The organism is Rufibacter sp. DG15C (genome assembly GCF_001577755.1).
In the GTDB taxonomy this organism is placed as follows: Bacteria; Bacteroidota; Bacteroidia; order Cytophagales; family Hymenobacteraceae; genus Nibribacter.
In genome coordinates this window covers 516,428-539,716 of record NZ_CP010776.1, presented here as the reverse complement: position 1 = coordinate 539,716, position 23,289 = coordinate 516,428, and the positions used below count along the sequence as shown (strand labels likewise).

At 50.9% G+C, this 23,289-nt stretch carries 22 protein-coding genes; 14 read left to right on the top strand and 8 right to left on the bottom strand.

The genetic code is table 11. The features are described 5' to 3' along the window. Positions 1–5 precede the first annotated feature (5 nt). Positions 6–713, top strand: coding sequence for a 2-phosphosulfolactate phosphatase (locus TH61_RS02375; RefSeq protein ID WP_066505369.1), 708 nt, complete (start codon positions 6–8; stop codon positions 711–713). Between the two features lie 101 nt (positions 714–814). On the opposite strand, the gene TH61_RS02370 is transcribed toward TH61_RS02375, so the two are convergent. Beyond that, positions 815–1,144, bottom strand: coding sequence for a nucleotide pyrophosphohydrolase (locus tag TH61_RS02370; RefSeq protein WP_066505367.1), 330 nt, complete (start codon positions 1,142–1,144; stop codon positions 815–817). Between the two features lie 142 nt (positions 1,145–1,286). Next, positions 1,287–1,739 (bottom strand): D-aminoacyl-tRNA deacylase, encoded by a 453-nt coding sequence (dtd, locus tag TH61_RS02365; protein ID WP_066505364.1) that lies wholly within the window; start codon positions 1,737–1,739, stop codon positions 1,287–1,289. Positions 1,740–1,879: 140 nt separating this feature from the next. Here dtd and TH61_RS02360 point away from each other — a divergent pair, with 140 nt between their 5' ends. The 6 genes from TH61_RS02360 (at position 1,880) to TH61_RS02335 (ending at position 10,913) form a co-directional block, all read left to right on the top strand. Further along, the gene (locus tag TH61_RS02360) at positions 1,880–4,585 is read left to right on the top strand and encodes a hypothetical protein (protein WP_157600501.1); all 2,706 of its coding nucleotides are present in this window, start codon (positions 1,880–1,882) and stop codon (positions 4,583–4,585) included. A gap of 272 nt (positions 4,586–4,857) precedes the next feature. Further along, on the top strand, positions 4,858–5,448 hold the full coding sequence (locus TH61_RS02355) for a YceI family protein (protein ID WP_066505360.1): 591 nt from the start codon (positions 4,858–4,860) through the stop codon (positions 5,446–5,448). Between the two features lie 236 nt (positions 5,449–5,684). Beyond that, positions 5,685–6,389: a TetR/AcrR family transcriptional regulator gene (locus tag TH61_RS02350; protein WP_066505358.1), complete on the top strand. Its 705-nt coding sequence runs from the start codon at positions 5,685–5,687 to the stop codon at positions 6,387–6,389. A 5-nt stretch (positions 6,390–6,394) separates the two neighbouring features. After that, a complete protein-coding gene (locus tag TH61_RS02345; RefSeq protein ID WP_066505356.1) occupies positions 6,395–8,119 on the top strand; it encodes a peptidase domain-containing ABC transporter in 1,725 nt (574 codons plus the stop codon). After that, positions 8,119–9,486 carry an HlyD family secretion protein gene (locus tag TH61_RS02340; RefSeq protein ID WP_066505349.1) on the top strand — a complete coding sequence of 456 codons (1,368 nt, stop codon included), beginning with the start codon at positions 8,119–8,121 and terminating at the stop codon, positions 9,484–9,486. The genes TH61_RS02345 and TH61_RS02340 overlap by 1 nt, the downstream gene beginning before the upstream one ends. After that, a complete protein-coding gene (locus TH61_RS02335) occupies positions 9,483–10,913 on the top strand; it encodes a TolC family protein (RefSeq protein WP_066505348.1) in 1,431 nt (476 codons plus the stop codon). Before TH61_RS02340 ends, TH61_RS02335 begins: the two co-directional genes overlap by 4 nt. Positions 10,914–11,022: 109 nt before the next feature. Here the strand turns inward: TH61_RS02335 and corA are convergent, their stop codons facing one another. Further along, a complete protein-coding gene (corA, locus tag TH61_RS02330; RefSeq protein ID WP_066505346.1) occupies positions 11,023–12,138 on the bottom strand; it encodes a magnesium/cobalt transporter CorA in 1,116 nt (371 codons plus the stop codon). Positions 12,139–12,404: 266 nt separating this feature from the next. Then, positions 12,405–13,007: a YigZ family protein gene (locus TH61_RS02325; protein ID WP_066505343.1), complete on the bottom strand. Its 603-nt coding sequence runs from the start codon at positions 13,005–13,007 to the stop codon at positions 12,405–12,407. Between the two features lie 148 nt (positions 13,008–13,155). Between TH61_RS02325 and TH61_RS02320 the strand changes: the two genes are divergently transcribed. The 4 genes from TH61_RS02320 (at position 13,156) to TH61_RS02305 (ending at position 17,054) form a co-directional block, all read left to right on the top strand. Beyond that, positions 13,156–13,575: an FdtA/QdtA family cupin domain-containing protein gene (locus TH61_RS02320; RefSeq protein ID WP_066505340.1), complete on the top strand. Its 420-nt coding sequence runs from the start codon at positions 13,156–13,158 to the stop codon at positions 13,573–13,575. 29 nt (positions 13,576–13,604) lie between these two features. Continuing rightward, entirely contained in the window at positions 13,605–14,708 is a 1,104-nt protein-coding gene (locus TH61_RS02315; RefSeq protein WP_066505337.1) for a DegT/DnrJ/EryC1/StrS aminotransferase family protein, read from the top strand. 97 nt (positions 14,709–14,805) lie between these two features. Continuing rightward, on the top strand, positions 14,806–16,089 hold the full coding sequence (locus tag TH61_RS02310; protein ID WP_066505335.1) for an oligosaccharide flippase family protein: 1,284 nt from the start codon (positions 14,806–14,808) through the stop codon (positions 16,087–16,089). Continuing rightward, positions 16,086–17,054: a glycosyltransferase gene (locus tag TH61_RS02305; RefSeq protein ID WP_066505332.1), complete on the top strand. Its 969-nt coding sequence runs from the start codon at positions 16,086–16,088 to the stop codon at positions 17,052–17,054. Before TH61_RS02310 ends, TH61_RS02305 begins: the two co-directional genes overlap by 4 nt. Here TH61_RS02305 and TH61_RS02300 read toward each other — a convergent pair. Further along, positions 16,978–18,444 (bottom strand): N,N-dimethylformamidase beta subunit family domain-containing protein, encoded by a 1,467-nt coding sequence (locus tag TH61_RS02300; protein ID WP_157600499.1) that lies wholly within the window; start codon positions 18,442–18,444, stop codon positions 16,978–16,980. The two genes, TH61_RS02305 and TH61_RS02300, sit on opposite strands and share 77 nt — an antisense overlap. Continuing rightward, positions 18,431–19,198, bottom strand: a complete 768-nt coding sequence (locus TH61_RS02295) for a class I SAM-dependent methyltransferase (protein ID WP_157600497.1) — start codon at positions 19,196–19,198, stop codon at positions 18,431–18,433. Before TH61_RS02295 ends, TH61_RS02300 begins: the two co-directional genes overlap by 14 nt. Positions 19,199–19,403: 205 nt before the next feature. On the opposite strand from TH61_RS02295, the gene TH61_RS02290 reads away from it, so the two are divergent. Together TH61_RS02290 and TH61_RS02285 are read left to right on the top strand one after the other, a co-directional pair. Then, on the top strand, positions 19,404–20,387 hold the full coding sequence (locus tag TH61_RS02290) for an acyl-ACP desaturase (protein ID WP_066505323.1): 984 nt from the start codon (positions 19,404–19,406) through the stop codon (positions 20,385–20,387). 108 nt (positions 20,388–20,495) lie between these two features. Further along, complete coding sequence (locus tag TH61_RS02285; protein ID WP_157600495.1) at positions 20,496–21,017, top strand: hypothetical protein; 522 nt, start codon at positions 20,496–20,498, stop codon at positions 21,015–21,017. A 107-nt stretch (positions 21,018–21,124) separates the two neighbouring features. Here TH61_RS02285 and TH61_RS02280 read toward each other — a convergent pair whose 3' ends face one another. After that, a complete protein-coding gene (locus TH61_RS02280; protein WP_066505317.1) occupies positions 21,125–21,433 on the bottom strand; it encodes a DUF427 domain-containing protein in 309 nt (102 codons plus the stop codon). Positions 21,434–21,706: 273 nt separating this feature from the next. On the opposite strand from TH61_RS02280, the gene TH61_RS02275 reads away from it, so the two are divergent. Continuing rightward, a complete protein-coding gene (locus TH61_RS02275; RefSeq protein WP_231862283.1) occupies positions 21,707–22,819 on the top strand; it encodes a VWA domain-containing protein in 1,113 nt (370 codons plus the stop codon). A 255-nt stretch (positions 22,820–23,074) separates the two neighbouring features. Here the strand turns inward: TH61_RS02275 and TH61_RS02270 are convergent, their stop codons facing one another. Then, the gene (locus TH61_RS02270) at positions 23,075–23,272 is read right to left on the bottom strand and encodes a hypothetical protein (protein ID WP_066505314.1); all 198 of its coding nucleotides are present in this window, start codon (positions 23,270–23,272) and stop codon (positions 23,075–23,077) included. Positions 23,273–23,289: the final 17 nt, after the last annotated feature.

The window sequence follows — 23,289 nt, the reverse complement described above, 5'->3', positions numbered from 1 at the left end:
TAAAAATGCCTTCTATAGATGTTTGCTTCAGCCCAGAGCTGTTGCCTTTGTATGATTTAAAGGGAAAGATTGCCGTAGCCGTAGACGTGTTGCGCGCTACTTCCAGCATGGTCACCGCCCTGGCGCACGGCGTCACGCACATTGCCCCGGTCAGCGAACTCCACGAATGCCTGGCCTACAAAGAACAGAACTACCTGGTGGCCGCTGAGCGCGACGGCGTAAAAGCTGAAGGGTTTGATTTGGGCAACTCGCCGTTCCATTACCGCGAGGATGGCGTGAAAGGCCGTTTCTTGGCCATCACCACTACCAATGGTACGCAGGCCATCAACCGGTCCCGCACGGCAGACGCGGTCATAGTAGGCGCTTTCTTAAACGTGGGCGCCGTGGCAGATTATTTGCGAAAAGCTAACAAAGACGTGGTGGTAGTCTGCGCTGGCTGGAAAGGCTTGTTCAACCTAGAAGACACGCTGTTTGCCGGCGCCTTGGCTGAGCGCTTAGAAGGGAATTTCTCCCTGAACCATGACGCCACGCTGGCCGCGCATTCCATGTACCAAAGTGCCAAGCATGATTTGCTAGGCTACTTGTCCAAGTCCAGCCACGTACAGCGCCTGGAGCGCCTGCACATTTTACCAGACATTGAGTTCTGTTTGCAGCATGATGTCTATGACGTAGTGCCGGTGCTGGAAGGCGATTTTCTAGTGCCTGCCAAATAAATAAAGACAATTACACAACGAATGAGGTAGCTAGTTACAATTAGCTACCTCATTCGTTTTTGGGCTGTTTTATGAGAACCAGCCTAAAAATCAAGCTGCGGTTAATCCTTTAGTTTCGGGTTGTTCTGATGGCGGTCCTTGTCACGGTGGGTGCGTTTGGCCACGCCTTTTTCAAACTCCTCGGTGAGGTTCACGCCGGTCTGGTTGGCCAAGGCAATCAATACGAACAGCACATCGGCCATCTCGGCGCCCAGTTCCACGTCCTCGTCGCTTTTCTTGAAGCTCTGATCGCCGTAGCGGCGGGCAATGATGCGCGCCACTTCACCTACTTCCTCGGTGAGAATGGCCAGGTTGGTGAGCTCAGAGAAATAGCGCACGCCCACTTCTTTAATCCAGGTATCTACGGTTTTCTGCGCTTCGTCTAGGGTCATGTTTCTTATTGTTAATTGTCTATTGCTGGTTGTTAAGGCTAGGAGTGACGTTAATCGTTTTTGGCTTGTTTTCCAGAAATCAGGCTGAAAACCGTTTTGAATCTACGTTCAAACAACCAGCCATTAGCAAGCAACAATCACTTTATTCTTTGTTCTTAGAGTCAATGGTGATGGTGACCGGACCGTCGTTGACCAGGCTTACTTTCATGTCTGCGCCAAAGACGCCGGTAGGAATGGGTTTGCCCAACTCTGCCTCCAGTATTTGGTGGAACTGCTCATACAAGGGAATGGCCACCGCCGGCTGCGCGGCGTCAATGTAGGAGGGACGGTTGCCTTTCTTGGTGCTGGCGTATAGCGTGAACTGGCTGATCAGGAGAATGCCGCCATTTACGTCCTGTACGCTCAAGTTCATCTTATCCTGGTCATCAGAGAAAATGCGCAGCTGGGCTATTTTCTTGGCGGTCCTCTGCAAATCTTCTTTGGTATCTGTGGGCGTGAAACCGGCCAGCACTAGCAGTCCCTGCTCAATTTGTCCGTTTACCTTTTCGTCAATCACCACGGCGGCCTGGCTCACCCGTTGTATCACTACGCGCATAAAAAATCTAATTTGGAAGCGCCAAGATAAAAAGAAAAGCGCGGCCACGGCGCCAGAATACCAGTATATGCAAATTGACGGGGCCTAAACGCTGAAGCGGAGCTTTTTCCGTTATTTTTGTGGTTCCTAACTCTGTAAGGATGCCGAAAAAGACGATTTACTGGCTGTGTGGCTTGTTGGTGCTGGGTGCGCTGGGATTTTACGGATTTACAAAATGGCAGGAGACCCGCGAAAAAGTGGATCTCTGGACGATAGTACCCGATGATGCCGTCTTTGTAGTAGAAACCAACAACGCCCCCCGCTTTGTAGAGCACCTGCAACAGACAGACCTTTGGGCCACCGTCTCGCGCATGCCGTACGTCTTGCGATTAGAAGACCAGCTCTCTTTACTAGACACCCTTTCCACGGGCCGGATTCAGCTCAAGAAATTCCTGACCAAGAAAAACGTGCTGGTATCCATGCACGTGCTGGGCCGCTCAGACTATGACTTCATCTATTACGTGCCCGTCAAAACGGTAGGGGAGCACAGGTACATCAGAACGCTGGTAGAGAACCTGGGGCGCAACCCAGAGTACCGCCAAGAGATGCGCGAGTACCAGGGCTTCCAGATCACGGATATCTCACACAACGGCAACAAGGAAAACCTTTCCTATTTCTCATACCACAACAACTTGATCATCAGCCCCAGCCCGGTCTTGATTGAGGAGATTGTGCGCAAGATCAACCGCGGGCAGCTGGAGTCGCCGGCAAAGGACTACAAGAACACCAACTACCTGAGCCAACCTGACGTGTACGCCAACGTCTTCGTGAACTACCAGCACGTACCCGACCTACTGGGCGTGTTTCTGCGCAAAGACTTGCAGGGCGATGTCAACCTTATCAGCAGCCTTTGCCGGAGCAGTCTGCTAGAATTAAAGCTGGACAACAACCGCTTGTTCATGAACGGGTTTTCTATTCCAGAGACCATTGAAGGCTCCTTGTACAGCCGCTTAAAGGGCCACAAAGCCAAGACCTTTAAGATGAAGGATTTTCTGCCCAGCAGTGCGGCGGTGGTCTTGCATTTGGGCATGGACAAAATGGGCGTCTTGAAAGGCGGTCCCGGCAAAGAAGGACCAAGTTTTGTAGATACGCTGGCCAACTCTTTTTCGGGGGAGCTGGGGCTCTGCTACCTGGAATCCTATGACACCAAAACCGCCACGGAGAAAGTCTTGTTCGCGCAGGCCAGCAATCCTTCTTACACCAGCGCCTTGCTCAACCGCCTGCAACCGGGACGTACCAACGGCACCGAGGAGCGGCACGGCAAAAACGTGATCAGGCTGCTGACTACCCGTGAACTGCCTGAGCAGTTGTTCGGCGAATTGTTCAGGGGCTTTGAGCAGGTGTACTATACCACCTTGCAGGACTACATTCTGTTTACAGATGACGTGCAGACCATGCGCACGCTGCTAAAAGAAGTAGAGGCGGGCAGGGTTTGGAGCAAGTCGGCGGCCCTGCAACCCATGCTGGAGCAAACCCAGCAACAAGACAACGTGGGTTTGTACATCAACACCGCCAATGCCTGGAACCTGCTTATGCGCGGCATGAGTGCAGAAAAGCAAACGGCGTTGGTGCGTAACAGCTCCATCATCAAGAAATTCAACCATTTCAGTTTTCAGTTCACGGCCAAGGAAGACAGGTTCTACACCAGCCTGCTGCTGCGCCACCAGGAGGAGTCATCTGTGAAGGCGGTGCTGGCCAACGAGGGCTTCCGGCAGGAGGATGTGTTCACCTTAAAGAGCCAGCTCCTCACTTCGGCGTTCTTGACGCAGTACCCGGTAGACAAGTCAGATGAGATTGTGGTGCAGGATTCGGCGCACGTCTTGTATGGCTTGGGCACGCAAACCGGCAAGCAGAACTGGACCGATTCTTTGGAGAACGCCATCATTGGTCCGGTGCAGCAGCTCACCTTCGGGGAGGACAAACGCCTTAAGTACCTATTTGCCACGGCCAACCGTATCTACTGCGTAGACAAGAGCGGCAAGGACGTGAGTGGTTTTCCGTTCACGCTGGGGGACACGCTGGCCCTACAGCACCTCACCGTCTTTGACTACAGCAAAAACCATGATTACCGGCTGGCCGCCGATGATAACCTAGGCAACCTCTACCTACTGGACATGCAAGGCAACCTACAGTCTGGCTGGGGGCCAATGCGCCTGGATGCCCGCCTGGCGGCCCCACCTCAACACCACCGGGTCAACGGCCGCGACGTGATTTTAGTCGTGTTGGAAAACGGATTTGTGTATGCCTTTACCACGCAAGGCGAAACCTACCCCGGCTTCCCGCTGAACCTGGAGAAAAACCTGCGCTCTACCGTGTACGCCAAACCGGGCATTTCCTTTAGGCGTTCCTTGTTCACCACCGTCACCCAAGACGGGCAGGTGATTACCTTTGACCTGACCGGCGAGATTACCAAGCGGGAACAACTGTTGCGCACCGACAGAAGAAGCACCTTTGAGCTGGTGCCTGAGGTAGGCGGCAAGTCCTTTATCATTGCCAGAAGTGACCCAGGGCGCGTAGCATTGTACAGCCAGGAGTTGAAGCTGCTGTTGGACAGGAAGTTTGTGACCTCATCCAGGAAAGTGATACAGTATTTCCATTTTGGGGGAGACCGCAAGCTGTATGTGATTACAGAGACTGGTCCGCGCAAGGCGTATCTATATGATGTGCAGGCCCAGCCACTGGGACAAGAACCCATCAATGCTAGTGCGCCGGTGACCGTGCGCTACAACGAGGTGCAGAACCAATATACCGTCTTCGCTACCTTTAAGAACGCCGTGCAGAAGATCATTGTGCAGGGCCGGGATTAGTTTTTAAGTCCAGACTCTTAAAAATTTTCTCAGAATTTCAGGATACCTTCTAAATCAACATAGACTTTCGTTTTTGGCTTATTTTACCGGAAATAGGTCAAAAACGAGGTATATACTGATGTTTTGGCTGAATACTATCAGCTCTTTCAACCTGTGACCTTAAGAGGAATTTGCAATCACTCATGAACTAAAAAAATATTTTTCATGTAGACATATGTATATACATCAATTGTTTATACATTTGTAACATCAAACAAAAAATAACCACAGCCATGAAATTGAAAAACACCTTATTAGTAGCCCTAGTGGCATTTGTAACCTTCGCGTTTGCCGGTAAAGGCATAGACTACAAAGTAGTGAATGGTCAGTCTAAAGTAACTTGGGTAGGTAAGAAGGTAGCTGGTGAGCACTCAGGCGCCATCAAAATCTCCCAGGGTAAATTGACTAGCAACGGTAAGAACATCACCGGCGGTACGTTCACCATGGACATGACCTCTATCACCAACACAGACATCACAGACGCCAAATACAACCAGCAGTTGGTAGGTCACTTGAAGAACGATGACTTCTTTGCCGCTGACAAATACCCAACTTCTACCTTGGCCATCACCAAAGTAACCAAAGCCAAAAACGGTCAGTACCTGATCAACGGTGACTTGACCATCAAAGGCATCAAAAAACCTATCCAGTTCCCAGCTACCATCACGCACGCTGGCAACCAGATCAAAGCCAAAGCAGCCATCAAAGTTGACAGAACAGCTTATGACATCAAGTATGGTTCTGGTAGCTTCTTTGACAACCTAGGCGACAAAGCCATTGACAATGAGTTTACCTTGAACGTGGATCTGGTAGCCCAGAAATAATCTCCCCTGCATGTTTAGAAAGGCCCCCGGGCAGAGCTTTTGCTCTGCCCGGAGGCCTTTCTCTTTTTGTACCCTAGTAGTGCTTTATAGGAAGCAGAAGCCTTTCCAGCAGCAATCACGTGCAGCATACCAAACTAAAATTCTTTGACTTTGCTTAAACAATTGATAGTGGTGGTGGTTTGGGTAATAGTAATGCTATCATTTTTGAGAGTAGCACCTAACTAGATCCTTGCACAGTGAGCACCGTAATTAATGTAAAGCTAAACGACAAGCTTTTCCTCAGGGACCCAGAACAGACAGAGTTGGGAAAGGTCCTGGTGAGGGAGAGCATCAAGCTGATAGACGAAGTAGGCTTTGAGCACTTCACGTTCAAGAAGCTGGCGCAGAGCATCTCTTCTACTGAGGCTTCTGTGTACCGGTATTTTGAAAACAAGCACAAGCTGCTGCTGTACCTGGTATCCTGGTATTGGAACTGGCTGGATTACCGCCTTAGTTACCACACGCACAACGTAACCAGCGCTAAAGAGAAACTTGAGATCTTTATTAAGATTCTGGCCCAAAGCCAGGTAAGTGATGAACTGACCCCGCAGGTAGATGTAGATGCCCTGTCCCGGATGGTTATCCTGGAAGCGTCCAAGGCCTACCTAACCAAAGAGGTGGACTCCAACAACAAAGACGGCCTGTTTCAGGACTACAAAGGCATCTGCCATAAGATGGCCTTGGTGGTGCTGGAGATAAACCCACAGTACCCTTTTCCGCATGCCTTGGTCAGTACACTGTTTGAGGCCTCCCGCAAGCATACCTTCTTTGCCGAGCACCTGCCTTCTTTGACAGAAGTTCGGTCCATGAATTCAGGTGAAACCAGTTTAGTCAGCTTTCTGCATCACCTTGCCTTCTCTGCTCTGGTCTCTTTGCCTGTTCCACCTGCGGTCAACCCCTGAATCTTATGCCCTCACAGCACACTACCCGGCCAACGCCGTTCCAGCGGTTTTTAGAGCTGCTCTCCTCTGAGCACAAGGTCATAGGGTACATTTACCTGTATGCCGTTTTCTCTGGATTGGTCAGCCTGTCCTTGCCTTTGGGTATCCAGAGTCTGATTGGGTTTGTCTCTAGTGGGCAGATGGTCACCTCGGTCACCGTCCTCATCCTCCTAATCATTGTGGGGGTGCTGGTGGTGGGTGGCTTGCAGGTGATGCAGTTGTATCTGGTGGAGCATATCCAGCAGCGCCTCTTCGCAACCAAGGCTTTTCAGTTCACTACGCAGCTCACTCACCTAAAGAGCAACCAGATGGCTGAGCACAACCTGCCAGAGTTGATGAACCGGTTCTTTGATGTGATCTCCCTGCAGAAAGGCCTGGCCAAAATGCTGACGGATTTCTCTGCGGCGGCCATCCAGATTTTGTTCGGGGTAATTCTGCTGTCCTTCTACCATCCGTACTTTATCCTCTTTGGGTTGGTGCTGGTGGTGTTGCTTATCCTCATCATTCGGATTACCAGTCCAAAGGGCATGCGCACCAGTCTGGAGGAGTCAAAGTACAAGTACCGCTTGGTGCACTGGTTGGAAGAACTGGCCCAGAACCTTGTCATTTTTAAATCTGCGTCCCATGAACGGCTGTCCCTGGAGAAGACCGACTATTACACCAGCGGCTACCTGAAGGCCAGAGGCGCCCACTTTAAAGTGCTCATCACCCAATACATTGGCTTCATTGGCTTTAAAACGGTGATCACGGCTGGCTTGCTCCTCATGGGTAGCTTTCTATTGTTAAACCAGGAAATCAACCTGGGGCAGTTTGTGGCCTCAGAGATCATCATCATCCTCATCATCACTGCCGTGGAGAAGCTGCTGGTGAAGCTGGATGTGGTGTATGACGTTTTGACCAGCCTAGAGAAACTGGGTGGCGTGACGGACCTGCCCTTAGAAGAAACCAAAGGGCTCACCAGAGAAATGCCCTCTACCTACCAGGGCGTGTCTGTGCAGGTGAAAAGTTTATCATTCAAGTATGCAGGCGCGCAGACGCCAGTCTTGCAAGGAATGGACCTGACTATAACCACTGGCGAAAAGCTGTGCCTCACCGGCCCAGAAGAAGGAGGCAAGTCCACGCTGTTGCAAATTCTGGCAGGCCTTCATACAGAATATGGAGGAACAGTGGTCTTTAATGACTTGTCCTTGAAGGATTACCTGCCAGAGGCACTGCATGAGCAGATAGGATTCTACCTGCTGCCAGCCCTTTTGTTTGAGGGAACCATCCTGGAGAACATTACCCTGGGCCAGCCGGATGTTACCTTAGAAGAAGTCTTGTGGGCCCTGCAGACAGTAGAACTAAGTGATTATGTGCAAAGTAAGCCAGAAGGTCTTTATACCCTGATCCATAGTAACTCACCGGGCATGCCCAATGGGGTGTCCCAGCGGCTGGCCTTAGCCCGCAGCATTGCCAGAAAGCCAAAACTTCTGTTGCTGGACAATTTCCTGCCCTTGGTGAACAAAGCCTTGCGGGCCCGGATTGCAGAAAGACTCCTCCATCCAGACATGCCTTGGACTGTGGTGGTGATCTCAAACGAGAAAAACGTCATGCGCCTCTGCACCAGAGTGGTGCTGGTGCAGCAGGGGCGGGTAAGCCAGGTAGTCACTGGAGAAGAAGCAGTCACCGCAGAATTTAACAAGCTTGTGTAATGGCAAAGCAGATAACACCTCATCCCGTGCAAGAGGAATGGGAACAGTTCAATTCCTTTAAGCTAGTGACCAAGCCCAGGCTGGCAAAAGTATTGGCCTACTGGGCCGTCGGCTTTTTTGTCCTGTTATTCATCGGCTTGTGGTTGCCCTGGACCCAGAACATCCGCTCCACCGGGGCAGTGACTACGTTACAGCCGCAAGATAGACCCCAGACCGTGCACAGCACCATTGCCGGGCGCATTGAGAGCTGGCAGGTGCAGGAGGGACAGAAGGTAAAAAAAGGGGACACCTTGGTAGTCCTCTCTGAGGTGAAGGAGAAATACTTTGACCCTCAACTACTGGGCCGAATCAAAGAGCAGCTGCAGGCCAAAGAAGGCAGCCTGGAGTCCACCCAAGCCAAAGCCGAAGCCCTCGCCAAGCAAATTGCCGCCATGCAGCAGGGACTGCGGTTTAGTTTGCAGAAAGCCCGCAACAAGGTGCTGCAGGCCAACTTGAAGGTACAGAGTGACAGCGCAGATGTAGTGGCCATGCGGGCTGAGTTTGAAGTGGCCCAAGCCCAGTACGCCCGGCAGGAGAAACTGTACCAGCAGGGCTTAAAGTCGCTCACAGAGTTGGAGAGCCGGCGCCTTAAATTCCAGGAGGTGCAAGCCAAGTGGCAGAGCGTGCAAAATAAGGTGAGCATCAGTCGCAATGAAAAGCAGAATGCCCGCCTAGAGCTCTCCTCCCTGCAGGCCGAGTATCAGGATAAAATTGCCAAGGCCCGTTCTGAGCTGAATGCCACCCTGGCCTATGTGAATGATAGCCGCGGAGAAATCTCCAAGATGGAAAACGAGTATGCCAACACCCAGATCAGGAGTTCCTTTTACCAGATAACGGCCCCGCAAGACGGGTACGTGGTGCGCGCCTTGAAGGCCGGCATTGGCGAAACCCTGAAAGAGGGCGAACCAGTCTGCAGCATCATGCCCGCCAATCCGCAGTTGGCAGTACAGTTGTATGTGCGGCCCATGGATGTTCCCTTGTTGGAGGTGGGCCGCCAGGTGCGGTTACAGTTTGAGGGATGGCCGGCCCTGGTCTTCTCCGGTTGGCCCAACATGGGCTTTGGGACGTTTGGCGGCGTGGTGGCCGTCATTGACAACATTGACAGCCAGGGCAAGTACCGCATTCTGGTGGTTCCAGATCCAAAGGAAGGGCCATGGCCAGCTCCGGTGCGGGTAGGGTCTGGGGCCTATGGCTGGGTCATGCTCCAGGATGTGCCTATCTGGTATGAGTTGTGGCGGCAGTTGAACGCGTTTCCGCCGGACTATGTGGGCAAGGTGAACGGACAGCAAGAAGAAGCGGGCAAAACCCCAGAGAAAGAGCAGAAATGAGAAGGCGCTCCTACATCCTTGGCTTGGGTCTTAGCTGGGCGCTGCTCCTGGTCAGCAGATTTAGCCTGGCCAGTGACAGCACCTCGGTCTTCACTATCCAGGATCTGCTGACCCAGATGGCAGTACATCATCCGGTAGTGAGGCAGGCCAACCAATTCTCCGAGCAGGCCCGGCAGGAGCTGCGCATTGCCAGAAGTGCCTTTGACCCGGTGGTGGCTTCTAAGTTCTATCAGAAGGAACTGGACGGTAAAAACTACTTCACCCTGTGGGACAATGTTTTAAGAGTGCCGGTCTGGATTGGCGAGGTAAAAGCGGGCTACGAGCGCAATAGCGGCATCAATGTGAACGGCGAGAACATCACTCCCCGCCAGGGACTCCAATATGTAGGCATCTCGGTGCCCATCGGGCAGGGCCTGTTGATTGATGAGCGCAGAGCCACCCTGCAACAGGCAAAGCAAGCCCAAGAACTGGCAGAGGCAGACCGCGTCAAACACATCAACAAGCTGCTGCTGGAGGCCGCCAAAACCTACTGGGACTGGGCCTATGCCTACCACCGCAGCCAATTACTGGCCCAAAGTCTGCAGTTGGCCACCGTGCGTTTACAGGCCGTGCAAGAAAGGGTGCGCCAAGGCGACCTGGCAGCCATTGACTCTGTAGAAGCGCAGATTGAAGCTCAGAACCGCCTGGCGCTGCTAAGGCAAGCCCAGATGGAGAGCCAGAACGCGGCCCTGCTGGTGTCTAATTTTCTGTGGGGACAGGACAATACACCCCTGGAACTGCCAAAAGGAGTGGTGCCTTCCTTGCTGGGCACTGACCTGGAGCCGCTCTCAGAAACAGACCTTGCCGCACTGCTGACCCTTGCCAAAGAACGGCACCCAGACGTGGCCAAGCTACAAATAAAGCTCCGGCAACTGGAGGTAGACCGGCGGTTTACCCAAAGCAAACTACTGCCCAAGCTGAACCTGGAATACAACCTGATTGGCCCCGGCGGTACGGCAAGTGAACAATGGCTGGAGGAGCGCTACCTGTCCAACAACTACAAGCTGGGCGCCAGCTTCAGCGTACCCCTGTTTCTGCGGCAGGAGCGGGGCAAGCTGCAGCTAACGCGGCTCAAAATTAACGCCGCGCAAATGGAATTGGAGCAGACCAGGCGGGAGAGCCTTAACCTGGTGCAGGCCGCCTACAATGAACGCCAGCAGCTAGAAGACCAAATCAACCTGCAAGAGCAGATTATTGCCAACAGCCGCCTGCTACAACGCGGGGAGCAGCAACGGTTTGAGAACGGCGAAAGCTCCCTGTTCCTGGTCAATACGCGCGAGATGAACCTGCTGAACCAGCAGCTGAAGCTCTATGAACTCAAAACCAAATACGGCAAAGCAAAATACTACCTGCAATGGGCCGCCGGCCGGTTAGGGGCTGCTGACTAAACCGGGCACGCGCAAAGCAGAAAAAATCCTATATTAACCCACAAGTTGCCTCTACATTATGAATCGCTGTTTTTTCCATTTTGGGAGATGACTGATCCTTCTTGCGATTCTAGCTGAGCCAGCCTTTTCTGTAGAAGTAGTACACCATGCCTATCACCACCAAACCCATAAAGCCCAGCAAAGTGACGTAGCCGTAGGGATGGTACAGCTCAGGCATGTTCAAGGGATTAACGTCTCCGTCTGGCTGTTCCCTGGAGAAGTTCATGCCATACAGGCCCACAATAAAACTAAGAGGGATGAAGATGGTGGAGATGATGGTCAATACCTTCATGACCTCATTCATGCGGTTGCTCACATTGGAGAGGTACAGGTCGGTTAAACTACTGGTGGTCTCTCTATAGTTGTCTACTAAGTCTATGAGTTGAACTGCGTGGTCATAAATGTCTTTAAAGTAGATTCTGAGGTCATGCGGTATCTGCGCCTCGTCCATGCGCAGAATCTCATTGATCTTGTCCCGCTCTGGCCAGATGATGCGCCTTATTTTGACCACTTGGCGCTTTAGGTCTAAAATGTCACTTAAGAGCTTTTTGCTGGGGTTTTCAAAGAGACAATCCTCCAGCTCTTCGGCGTATTCGCCTAGTTGGGCCATGGCCGGAAAGTAGTGATCTAGCACTACGTCCAGCATGGCATAGGCCAGGTACATGGATGATTTCTTTCTAATGCTGCCTTTGCCGGCCCTAATGCGTTCTCTTAAAGGGTTTAAACAATCCTCGTAATCACTCTGGAGGGTGAGTACATAGTTGGAGCCTGTGAACATGGAGAATTGGTCATCGTCAATCTCATGTTCCTCGGTGAAGGTGACCATGCGCGAAATAATGAACAGGCGGTTGCCGTCTTCCTCTACTTTGGGCCGTTGGTAGTCATTGATCACATCCTCCATCTGCAGCGGGTGTATCTGGAAGTCTAGCATGATGCGCTCCATCATTTCCAGGTTCTGGTAGCCGCGCACGTCTATCCAATGGCGGGCGTTGGGTTGGCTCACAAACGCAGCCATGAGGCTGTCATAATCCTCAAATTCACGGCTCTCATACAAGTCGCCGTCAAAGGTCACCAGAAACAGCCTTGGCGGAAGCGAGTGTTCAGCGACATTCAAGAAGCCCGGCTTTTGGCCAACTTTTCGCTCTAAAATGTTTTTGGTGAATTGCTTGGTAGGGCTAGGCGTCATGCAGTTTGGACTTTAAGCAGTGAGGCACGCCATTACATGAGCATGCGGACAAAAGGTACGGAAATCTAAGAATAATGATTGCTTGATCCTTCTTCATTGGCTATTGAGTAACTCCCAATGACGAAGGGTTAATACTGAGAAGAAACTATTAGGTGGATTTTATGCCCGTAGCATAAGTAAAGGCACAGTTCCTTTTCAATGAAAGAGAAGAAGTCATTTTTGACCTGTTTTCTAGGAAACACGCCAAAAATGGTCTGCCAATTACTTTATTGTTCACTGGTCATGACCAGAAGGTCCAGCTTTTCAAATTGTTCTATTAGTTGGGGGATGAGGCCTTTTCGGGCCTCCACGGTAAGGCGGCAGTCCAGGTTGAAGTCCTGCTGGCGCACCGGTAAGTCATGGTCTTTGACTAGCTTCATAACCTCGTTCATCTGCTCATATCCAAACTGGACGGTCAGTAAACCAGTCTCGTGGCGCTCCATCACTTCGGCTTGGGACAAGGCTTCTGCGGTGGCGGTTTTGTAGGCATGGATGAGGCCGCTCACGCCCAACTTGGTGCCCCCAAAATACCGAATCACCACCACCAGCACATTGCTCAGCCCCGCAGATCTAATCTGCCCCAGAATAGGATCCCCGGCCGAATGGTTGGGTTCACCGTCATCGTTGGCGCGGTAGGTGGCTCTGTCGGCGCCCAACAGGTAGGCGTAGCAATGGTGGCGGGCATCAAAATACTCTTTGCGCAAGGCCTGTAGCACGTCTTTGACCTCTTCCTCTGAGTACACAGCATAAGCCTTGGCAATGAACTTACTGCCTTTCTCTTTGTACAACCCCTCGGCGGGCGCGGCTATGGTGCGGTACCTATCCTCCATGCAGGCAAAGGTACGCAGGAAAACAGAATTGCAGGTAGGGCCCGTTTTTGGCTTGTTTTACAGGAAACAGGCTAAAAATGGAAGTACTAGATAAGAGAAGCTTTCCTAAGCCTGTCACCAATTGCCGGGCATTCCGTAACTTGGGCACATGAACCACCCGGAGCCGCATTTACTTTCTTTTAAGCAAATCAACAACGTAGAAGGTGTTCTTATCTCTACCCAAGATGAGAAGGGCTTGCCGTTTACCGCCAAGCGGGTTTTCTGGGTCATGAACACCACGCCCAACTCTGAGCGCGGCGGACACGCGCATCATACCACGCAGGAGCTTATGACCGTTTTGAGGGGCACCGTGCGCATTGACACCGAAACCGCCCAAGGCACCGAATCCTTTCTCTTGGATGCACCCACCATGGGACTGTACATTCCGCCGTATTGCTGGATCAAAGTGTTCCCTACGCCAGATGCCATTCTCTGCTGCATGGCCTCTACGGTGTATGACGAGGCAGATTACCTGCGTGATTACCCCGCCTTTAAGCACGTCATCCACCAGCAGGCCACGTCCAAATAACCGTTTTTTCTGATTTCATTCAACCACGTATGCACGTTCCGTTTTTTGAGTTGAGGGACTTCCCCGAGGGACTAGAAGCTTCCATTCAGGAGAAGGTAGCTTTTACTCTGGCTGAGAAGCGGTTTGTACTGGGTCCGGCGGTGACAGCTTTTGAAGAAGAATTTGCCCAGTACCAAAACGTGCCGCATGTGGTGGGCGTGGGCAATGGATATGATGCATTGGTCCTGTCCTTAAAAGCCTTGGGCATTGGCGAAGGGGATAAAGTTCTGTTGCCCGGCAATACCTACATTGCCACCATCAACGCCGTACAACAAGTAGGGGCCACGCCCGTGCTTGTGGAGCCCGACCCAGAAACCTACAACCTCACCGCTGCTGGGATAGCCAAAGCTATAACACCTGATGTGAAAGCCATCTTGCCCGTGCATTTGTATGGCCAAGCCTGTGACATGGAAGCCATCATGGAAGTAGCCAACCAAGCCGGTCTATTGGTGGTAGAAGATTGTGCTCAGGCTCACGGCGCCTATGTGGGTGGTCAAAAAGTAGGAACCTTCGGGCATGCCAATGCTTTCAGCTTTTATCCAACCAAAAACCTGGGTGCCTACGGCGATGCCGGCGGAGTAACCACTCAATCTGAGGAGGTGGCGGATTCCCTTCGCAAATACCGCAATTACGGCCAATCAGAGCGCTACTATTATGACGTGGTAGGTGTGAACTCACGACTAGACTCTTTGCAGGCAGCAATCCTCTCTGTGAAGCTAAAACATCTGCACGCCTTGAATTTGGAGCGCCAACGCTTGGCCAAAATCTACCTTCAAGAGTTACAGGGAGTAGGGGATTTGGTGCTTCCTGCAACACAGGCGGGTTGCGGGCACGTATACCATTTGTTTGTAGTAAGGACTTCGCGCCGCGATGCCCTGCAACAACACCTTCAGGCGAAAGAAATCACCACCTTGATTCATTACCCGGTGCCGGCTCATCTGCAGCCGTCTTACGCGCATCTAAACTTGAAAGCAGGTGATTTGCCCATCACTAAGGAACTAGCCAATACCAGCTTGAGCCTGCCGCTATTTCCGGGCATGACCGAACAAGAACAGAGTTTAGTCATTAAAGCCGTCAAGCAGTTCTTCGCCTAAATCTGACGCACCATTAAAATCATTCATCGTTTTTGGCCTGATTTCCTGAAAAGAGGCTAAAATCGGGAATCCTGCACCAATCTTCGTAGTTTGCACCATGGCTCGCAAACAGCTCATTCATCAGTTTCTGGGAGGTTCTTTGTGGTCTGGGCTGTCTACGGTAGCCCGGGCGGTGAGCGCCTTGGTAGTGAATAAACTGTTTGCCATGGCCTATGGTCCCAGCGGCATCACGTTGCTGGCCCATTTTCAGAGCCTCATCGCCATTCTTACTACCCTGCCTAACAGCGGCGTGAACGTAGGCCTGATCCGGTACCTGGCCAAAGGCCAACCCGAAGAACCTGCCTATCAATCTTATTTTTGGACGGGCCTAGGATTAAATCTGCTTACGTTTTTGGCGGTGCTGGGCGGCTTGTTCTTATTCCCATCATTCTTCTTTGAGCGGTTCGGCCTACCCGAGTTCCTTTCCTTGCACCCGTGGTATTGGGTAGCAGGGCTGGGGCTTTTTCTGTTGTTGCTGTTGCAGTTGTTCTGGCTGTCGGTGCTGCTGGCTAGGCAAAAGTTGCAGTTGTACGTGGGCTTGAGCCTGTTCACCAGCGCGCTTTCCATTGCCATTACCTGGCTAACGGTAGGTAAGATGAGTCTGCCCTTGGTACTCTTATTCTTCCTGGGGGCGCAAGCGGTGACCGGGTTGGTGGCTACTGCCGTTGTCCTTAGTAAAAAGTTGGTGCCAGCTTGGCGTGGGCATTTCTCAAAAGTGTCGCTCCAGGATTTGGGGAAGTTTCTGATGATGGCCATTGCGATGTTAGTAGGCGGCAAGCTGGCTGAGTTTCTGGTCCGTGAGATGGCCATCCGGCATTTTTCTCTGCATGAGACCGGCATGTGGCAGGCCGTGGCTAAAGTTTCTGATTCGTACACGCTGGTGTATACCTCGGTGCTGGGCATGGTGTATTATCCCAGAATTGCGGCCCTGCTCCACCAGGAGGAAAAGGACCTCCGGAAGTACGTGCGCACCATCTTCTTCACCTTGACTCCCTTGATTGCCGCCGGGCTGACCTTGGTCTGGCTATTGCGACGCTTTTTGCTTCTGCTGTTTTTCAACGAAGAGTTCTTGCCTGCCCAGTCGCTGTTTGAATATCAACTCTTAGGCGATTTCCTGAAGATGGTGGCCTGGATTCTGTCCTATGTGGTGACCGTGCGGGCGCAGGTGAAATTGTATGTGAGCGTGCATTTGGTGTCGCCGGCTATTTACGTGTTGCTGGTACTGTGGTTGTTGCCCTTGTATGGCTTGCATGGACTTTTGTGGGCCTATGCCTTGGACTGGGGGTTGTTTCTGCTGTTTCACGTATGGCTGTTCAGGTCGTATTTTTATTCCCAGAAATGACACAGCCGCTGGTCTCTATTATTTGCCTTTGCTACAATCATGAGCGCTTTTTGCGCGAGGCCCTGGACTCTGTCCTGGCGCAGACCTACCCGCGCGTGGAGGTGATTGTAGTGGATGATCTGAGCCTGGATAATAGCGTGGCCATCATCCAGGAATATGTGGCTGCGCACCCGCATATTCAGTTCATACAACATGCTCAGAACCAAGGCAACTGCCGTTCCTTTAATGAAGCCTTTGCCCTGAGCAAAGGTGAGTTTATCATAGACTTCGCCACGGATGATGTCCTTCACCCAGAACGCCTGGCCAAACAAGTAGCAGCTTTTGAAACATTGCCTGAAAAGGTGGGTGTGGTCTATACCGATGCGGAATTGATAGACGAGCAGTCCAAGCCCTTAGGCCTTTTTTACCGAAGAAATACCAAAGGCGAAATATTCCCAAAACCAGCCCAAGGAGACGTTTTTGCAGATGTGCTGGGCCGTTACTTTATCTGTCCGCCCACCATGATGGTGCGCCGGCAGGTCTTGCAAGGACTGGGAGGATATGATACAACGCTGGCCTATGAGGACTTCGATTTTTGGGTACGCTCTGCCCGTAACTGGCACTACCATTTCCTAGACGAAGTGCTCTGCCAACGCAGGGAGCATGCCAGTTCTCTGTCCAACCAAATCTACAAACCCGGCGACCGCCAACTCCAGTCTACCATTCAGATTATCCAGAAGGCCCAAATATTGGTGCAAAATGAGCGGGAGAAAGAAGCTTTGGTAAAGCGTATTCAATACGAGGCACGACATGCCTATTTCACAGGAAATTATCCAGAAGCGCTAACGCTGTTGCAAATGTTGGAGGATGAAGGAGGCATGAGGCCTGCGTATAGATTACTAAAGTGGCTTACTCAGAAACGCGTGCCTTTGCAGATGTTCCGGAAGTGGTATCATCTATTGCGCTATGGACGTATCGCCGCATAAAATTGCCTATCATTTGCGTGAATACCTTGTCTACACCCAAACCGCTGCCGCTTTGAATAGAACCAGTAGCTAGTACCGCATGTTGCTTTGACAACTCAGTAATAGTTATCTCGCCACCGCCGGTGCCATCCCAAGCATTATCCTCTTGTTTATAAACTTCTACATCAGAGGTAGCTATAGTTTTGTTAAGGCCACGGGCCAAGACCACTGTATTTTCAGGGCTGCTCCAGGTAGTTTTATCGGTTTCATCCCCGCAAATGGGTAAGCCGTCTATTCCTGCCTGGCCAAATACATCGCCGTTTTTCACCTCGCAGTTTTCAAATAGCCAATGACTTGCTTCTATAACTTGATAGGGAGCGTAGGTGCCCATTCCGGCCTCGGTGAAGTTTCCACCCAATAATTTACTTTCCGGGGTGGAGGTATGGCGCCAGAGGCCGCCTCGTTTTGGGCTGTTTTGGAAAAAAGAGCCATTTTTAGGACACTCCACCTGCGTGAAGTTCTGATGCCAGCGCACTTGCCAGTAGACTTGATTTCCGCCTAAAGAGAGTAGGGATTTGCCTTTTTGCCAGACAAGTTTCTGCAAGGTTAGGTACATGGCCTCAGAGAAATACTCGGCGTGGTAAGCCAGCACCAGCACTTGGTAGGAAGCCAGTTTTTCTGGATGCGCTTCTAGCCAATAATCGGGGAGGAGGTCTGCTTGGTAGTGCTCAGCAAACCAATAGAAGATATGGGACTCTATGCGTAGGTCGTGCTGGTGGCTGTTGCTTCTGCTATAGGTCAGGGCGGTGTTAGGCCGAAGCGCTGAAACCAACGACACATTTGCTGGGGCAACGGCATTCCGGTAGAGGGACTGTCCACCGTAGGCGTTGTAGGCGAGCCAGGTGGTGACCGGCGCCAACACCGCCACTTGGCTGGTGGGTTGAGCGCTTCCTACTATAAAATGGATATCAGAAGACAGGTTCAAGGCTTCATTTACCAATAAAGCACGATAATAGCCTTGGGGTTGGTCATGCGGCAACGCGTATTCCCAAACCACAATCCAATGGCATCCCTGCTGCGCCTCCTCTAGCGTTTCAGGCTGTACTATTTCCCCAAACGAATACTCTGTGACAAGCTCCCAGGTTTCTGCCGCGGTTCTGCATTGCAACAACAACCGGTTGCCGGGTTGTAGGGCTTTTAGATGGAATTGGATGGTTTGTCCCGGGGTGTAAAAGAGCTGGTGGGCATAGCCTTCCAAGGGTTGCGGAACCATGTCTGGCGTGACGGGGTCTGGAGCCGTTGGCTTGGTGAGGCGCATTCGCCACCAGTAATGCCGTAATGGACCCGACCAGCGTAAAGCCAGCTTTTGCAAGCCGGGTGCTGCGTGTAACAGGCGTTTAAGCAGGGACATGGGCAGAAGGAGTAGCCACAAAGATGATTTCCTGCTGACCCAGGCCTAGGTGTTGCTGTTCTTGGCTGGTTCTGGTGAGGGCGTATTCTATTGGGTTGACGGTAAAGCCTTGCGCGCTCACGCGGTCGGCAAAGTCCAAGCCATACTTTCTAAACCTGTCTGCCTGTCCGTGTGCTTTAAGGCGCAGCTGCGGCGTGGCTACGTCGGCTTCTTCCAATGTCTGCGGCAGGTCTTGGAAGATTCTAGCTTGGAGTAGCAACTGTCCTTGGGGCTTCAAGACGCGGCGCAATTCCTGCAAGGCTAGCTTCTCATCTGGAACGTGGGCCAGCACATGGGAACACAAGATCAAGTCAAAGGACGCGTCTGCGTACGGCAGTCGTTGAATGTCTACTTGGTCCATGGCCAGGGGAGAAGATAAATCGGCGCTTCGGTACTGGAGGTTGGGCAGGCGTTTGAGTTTCTCTTGTAACACCGGCTCGGGTGCCATGTGCAAGATGGAAAGCTTCTGGGTTTCTACCTGAACTTGCTCCTGCAGGTACAGCCACAGCAGACGGTGCCGCTCCAAAGTATGGCATTTAGGGCAGAGCGCCTGCGGTCTGCGCTCCACGCCAAAGGGCAGAAACTTCTGGAAATGCCCTTGGCACAATGGGCAGAAGACTTCCTTGCCTTGGTAAAACCACCCTCTGGCCCACCAGGAATAGCTACGCAGGCGCAGGCGGGTTTGGGCAGGCAAAAGGGCTTTCAAAAGGTACATGGGCAGGGCAAATCTTACCAAAGATACAGACCGTTCCGTATTTTATCTGCATGCGCACGGGATTAGTACTGACATCTTTAACGGCTGGTTTACGTAGGTAACAGTTCCTTCCTTCTCCCTTGTTGGCGCAGTAACAGTTATTAAGCCCAGAGTCAGGTAGAATGCTTGAAAACTAGTATATTTGACATTCCATATAGATACACGTATGATCTCAACGCTCACGACCACCCGTTCTGAGGTAATGAAATACCTGGAGAATTTCCTGGAGCAGAAGCTTCCGGAGTTCCTGAAATCAGTGGAAGACAGCTGGCAACCCGCAGACTTTCTGCCAGACGCCCGTTTTGACAACTTCTTCTCTGAAATAAAAGACCTGCAAGAGCGGGCCAAAGAACTGTCTTATGACCTGCTGGCCGTGCTTATTGGTGACACCATCACCGAAGAGGCCCTGCCTACCTATGAAAGCTGGATCATGAGCATTCATGACATCAACAATGACGAGCACAGCGCTTGGATGAAGTGGAACCGCGGCTGGACCTCTGAGGAGAACCGCCACGGCGACTTGCTCAACCGCTACCTCTACCTGACCGGCCGCATTGACATGCGCCAGATGGAGGCGTCAACGCAGTACCTGATTGCTGACGGCATGGACATTAAAACAGACAATGACCCGTACCGCAGTTTTGTGTATACCTCTTTCCAAGAGACAGCTACCAACGTGTCTCACCGCCGCGTAGGTGCCCTGGCCAAGAAAGTAGGCGAAACCACCTTATCCCGTATCTGTAACTTTATTGCCGCAGATGAAGGACGCCACGCGTTGGCCTACAAAACCTTTGTGAAGAAAATCTTTGAAGTGGACCCGTCTGAGATGATGATGGCCTTTGAAGACATGATGCGCAAGAAGATTGTCATGCCGGCTCACTACCTGCGCGAACTAGGAATTGATCAAGGCCAGACTTTCGGGCACTTTACAGACGCCGCCCAGCGTATTGGCGTGTACACGTCTACAGATTACGTAGAAATCATGGAAACCTTAATCCGTGAGTGGAAAATCTCTACCATGACGGGTCTCAATGAAAACGGCGAACGCGCCCGTGACTACATCATGCAACTGCCTAACCGCCTGCGCCGCGTGGCTGAGCGGTTACGCGTACCAGAACTGCAATACAAATTCAAGTGGATTGAAGTATAAGCTAGAAGTCGTTTTTGTCTTTTTTCCCAGAATATAACCTAAAAACGCCCTGCTGAAAAGTGGGGCGTTTTTGGTATAATGCATTTTGGTATTTTTAAAAAGAACAGATTGAAATCTAAAGTTTTAGCCTTTATCAACTCTCTATTTGTTGATGAAGAAGCCGTTGGTCGGGAAAAAATAATTGAATACGTTTCTAAAGGCTGGATTTATAAGGGGTATGACAAACTTTTAATAGGTGGCCTAATTTCTCTTTTTGAGCAACTGTGTAGCAAAGGCATCCCTTTAGAAAACATACAAGAAATTTCATGCATTGGCCGAATACCGGCTAATGCCGAAGGTTTGATTGAGTATAAACAACGGATAAGTGATAATAGATTTAAAGGTACTCCAGTAATTGATTTTGATGTGTGCCAGGACTATGTGCTGTTTAAGCAATTGCTTCTAAAAGATGGGAGTGCGTTTGCGTTTGCCTATGGAAGTCCAGCAGATTATATGGTAGGAAAGGTAGAAATAGGAGTCCTTTGGGTTGTTAAACTTACACAAAAGATATATCCTGCTTCTATAAGAGGATTTATTGAATTCTCAGCTTCTCCCATAGAGACTCTAAAGGCTGGAAACGAAATCCTCTAATGAAGAATTATTCCATTAGTACTGAAATGGTAAGAATTAAGATCAGGCTTCTATCCAGCAAAAACGCCCCACTTCTCAGCGGGGCGTTTCTTTTTACCAAATCACCATTAACTGTGTACGGGAGACGGGTGGCTGTGGACCACTTGTACCCCTTTCCAGAAGGCCACGTATCCTTCAATAGGTTTGGCGGCTTGTTCTTGGGTGTTGGAGTAGGTCCAGGCGGCGTCTTTGTTTTCAAACAGTCCCACCTTTACAGAGTAGTAAGAGGCTTCGCCTTTCCAGGGGCAAAAGGACTGGCGGGTGCTAGGCTGTAGAAATTCCCACTTAAGGGCACTCGGCGGAAAATAATGATTGCCTTCTATCTCCACGGTCTGTTCGCTCTCTGCAATAATTGTGTTTTTCCAAATGGCACGCATACTTTACTATAAAAAATGTAATTATTTTACTAAAATGATTGTATTCTCTCTAGTTGTTTACTGCTTTGCCATGAGAAGGTTGTGTATTTAAGGAACAATGCCGTTTACTCGTTGTTTAGTTATAGATACAAGACGTAAGACATAAGACACAAGATTTTCTTCTGTTACTTGGTTAAGAACGTTCTTTGTTCTTTCAGGAGTATAGTGTAGAAAAGGATACCATCTAATAGAAACTGTTCTTACCTGCGTCTTGTATCTTACCTCTTACCTCTTATGTCTTTTACCATGTCAGCCGGTTATAGATTCACCAATTTTGTGCCCGAAGAAACCACCCAGAAGGGGTTTGAGGCACTGCTCAATATCTTCTTACAAATCATCACCCTCACTGCTGGTGATGTAGCCGAGGCCATGTCCTGGCTTAACAAGCTGGACCAGAAGTACCGTCTCACCGATGATTCTTACGGCATGGGCGATTTCTTTGAAGACCTCAAAAAGCAGGGCTACATAGATGACCAAGGCCCAGACGGCCAGTTTCAACTGCAGGCCAAAGGGGAGCAAAAAATTAGAAAGAGTGCGCTGGAAGAAATCTTCGGGAAGCTGAAGAAAGGCGGCCGCGGAAGCCATTCCACGCCAAAGTCGGGCATTGGCGATGAGCCCAACGCAGACCGCCGCGAATTCCGTTTCGGGGATGCGCCCGAGCAGATTGAACTCACAGAGTCTATCCGGAATGCCCAGATTCACCACGGCCTCACGGATGACTTCTTCTTGACAGAAAACGACCTAGAAGTAACCGAGCGGGAGCACAAAACACAGACCAGCACCGTGCTCATGATTGACATATCGCACTCCATGATTCTGTACGGCGAGGATCGCATCACACCCGCTAAAAAGGTAGCCATGGCCCTGGCAGAGCTGGTCAAACTCAAATACCCCAAAGACAACCTGGACATCATCGTGTTTGGTAACGACGCCTGGCAGATTACCGTCAAAGACCTGCCATACCTGATGGTGGGCCCGTACCATACCAACACGGTGGCAGGCTTAGAACTGGCCATGGACTTGCTCAGAAGAAGGAAGACCAGCAACAAGCAAATCTTCATGATTACAGATGGCAAACCCACCTGCCTGAAAGAAGGCCTGAAGTACTATAAAAACAGTTTCGGGTTGGACAGGAAAGTGGTGAACAAGACGCTCAATCTGGCCGCTCAGTGCAGAAGGCTCAACATTCCCATCACCACCTTCATGATTGCTTCAGACCCCTACCTGCAACAGTTTGTGGAAGAGTTCACCCAGGTCAACAACGGCCAGGCTTATTACAGCAGTCTGCAAGGCTTAGGAGACCTAGTGTTCAGAGACTACGGCCGTAACCGCAAGAAGCGAGTTTAACATGCTAATTGGGTAATGTGTTATTGCTTCAATTTGAAAGTTTGGAGATGATAGCACGCATTTCGTCCCCCTTTGAAGGGTAGGGAGGAGGATGAACCGAAAACAGCAGTTTGTTAATTGGAAGGATGAGATTCTCGGGAATGTGATGCACTACAGATGTGAATCATCCCCCAACCCCCTTTCAAAGGGGGACGAAGAAGCTCCTTATGCAAGCTCCGTTTTTAGCCTAATTTCCAGAAAACAGGTTAAAAACGACTAGTCCTGGTCTTGGGCTTCTGAGCGGTCGTTCTGGTAGTTGAGTACGCGGGCGATGACCCTGAGCACCAGACCCAAACCAATAAAGATGAACACCACCGTCAAGCTGGCCAAATGGAATACGCGCAAAAGCAACCCGCATACAAACAAGATGATTGCAATGACGGTTAACCACGTAGGCACAGCAGTTTTTTTCATATGACAAAGACACCAAT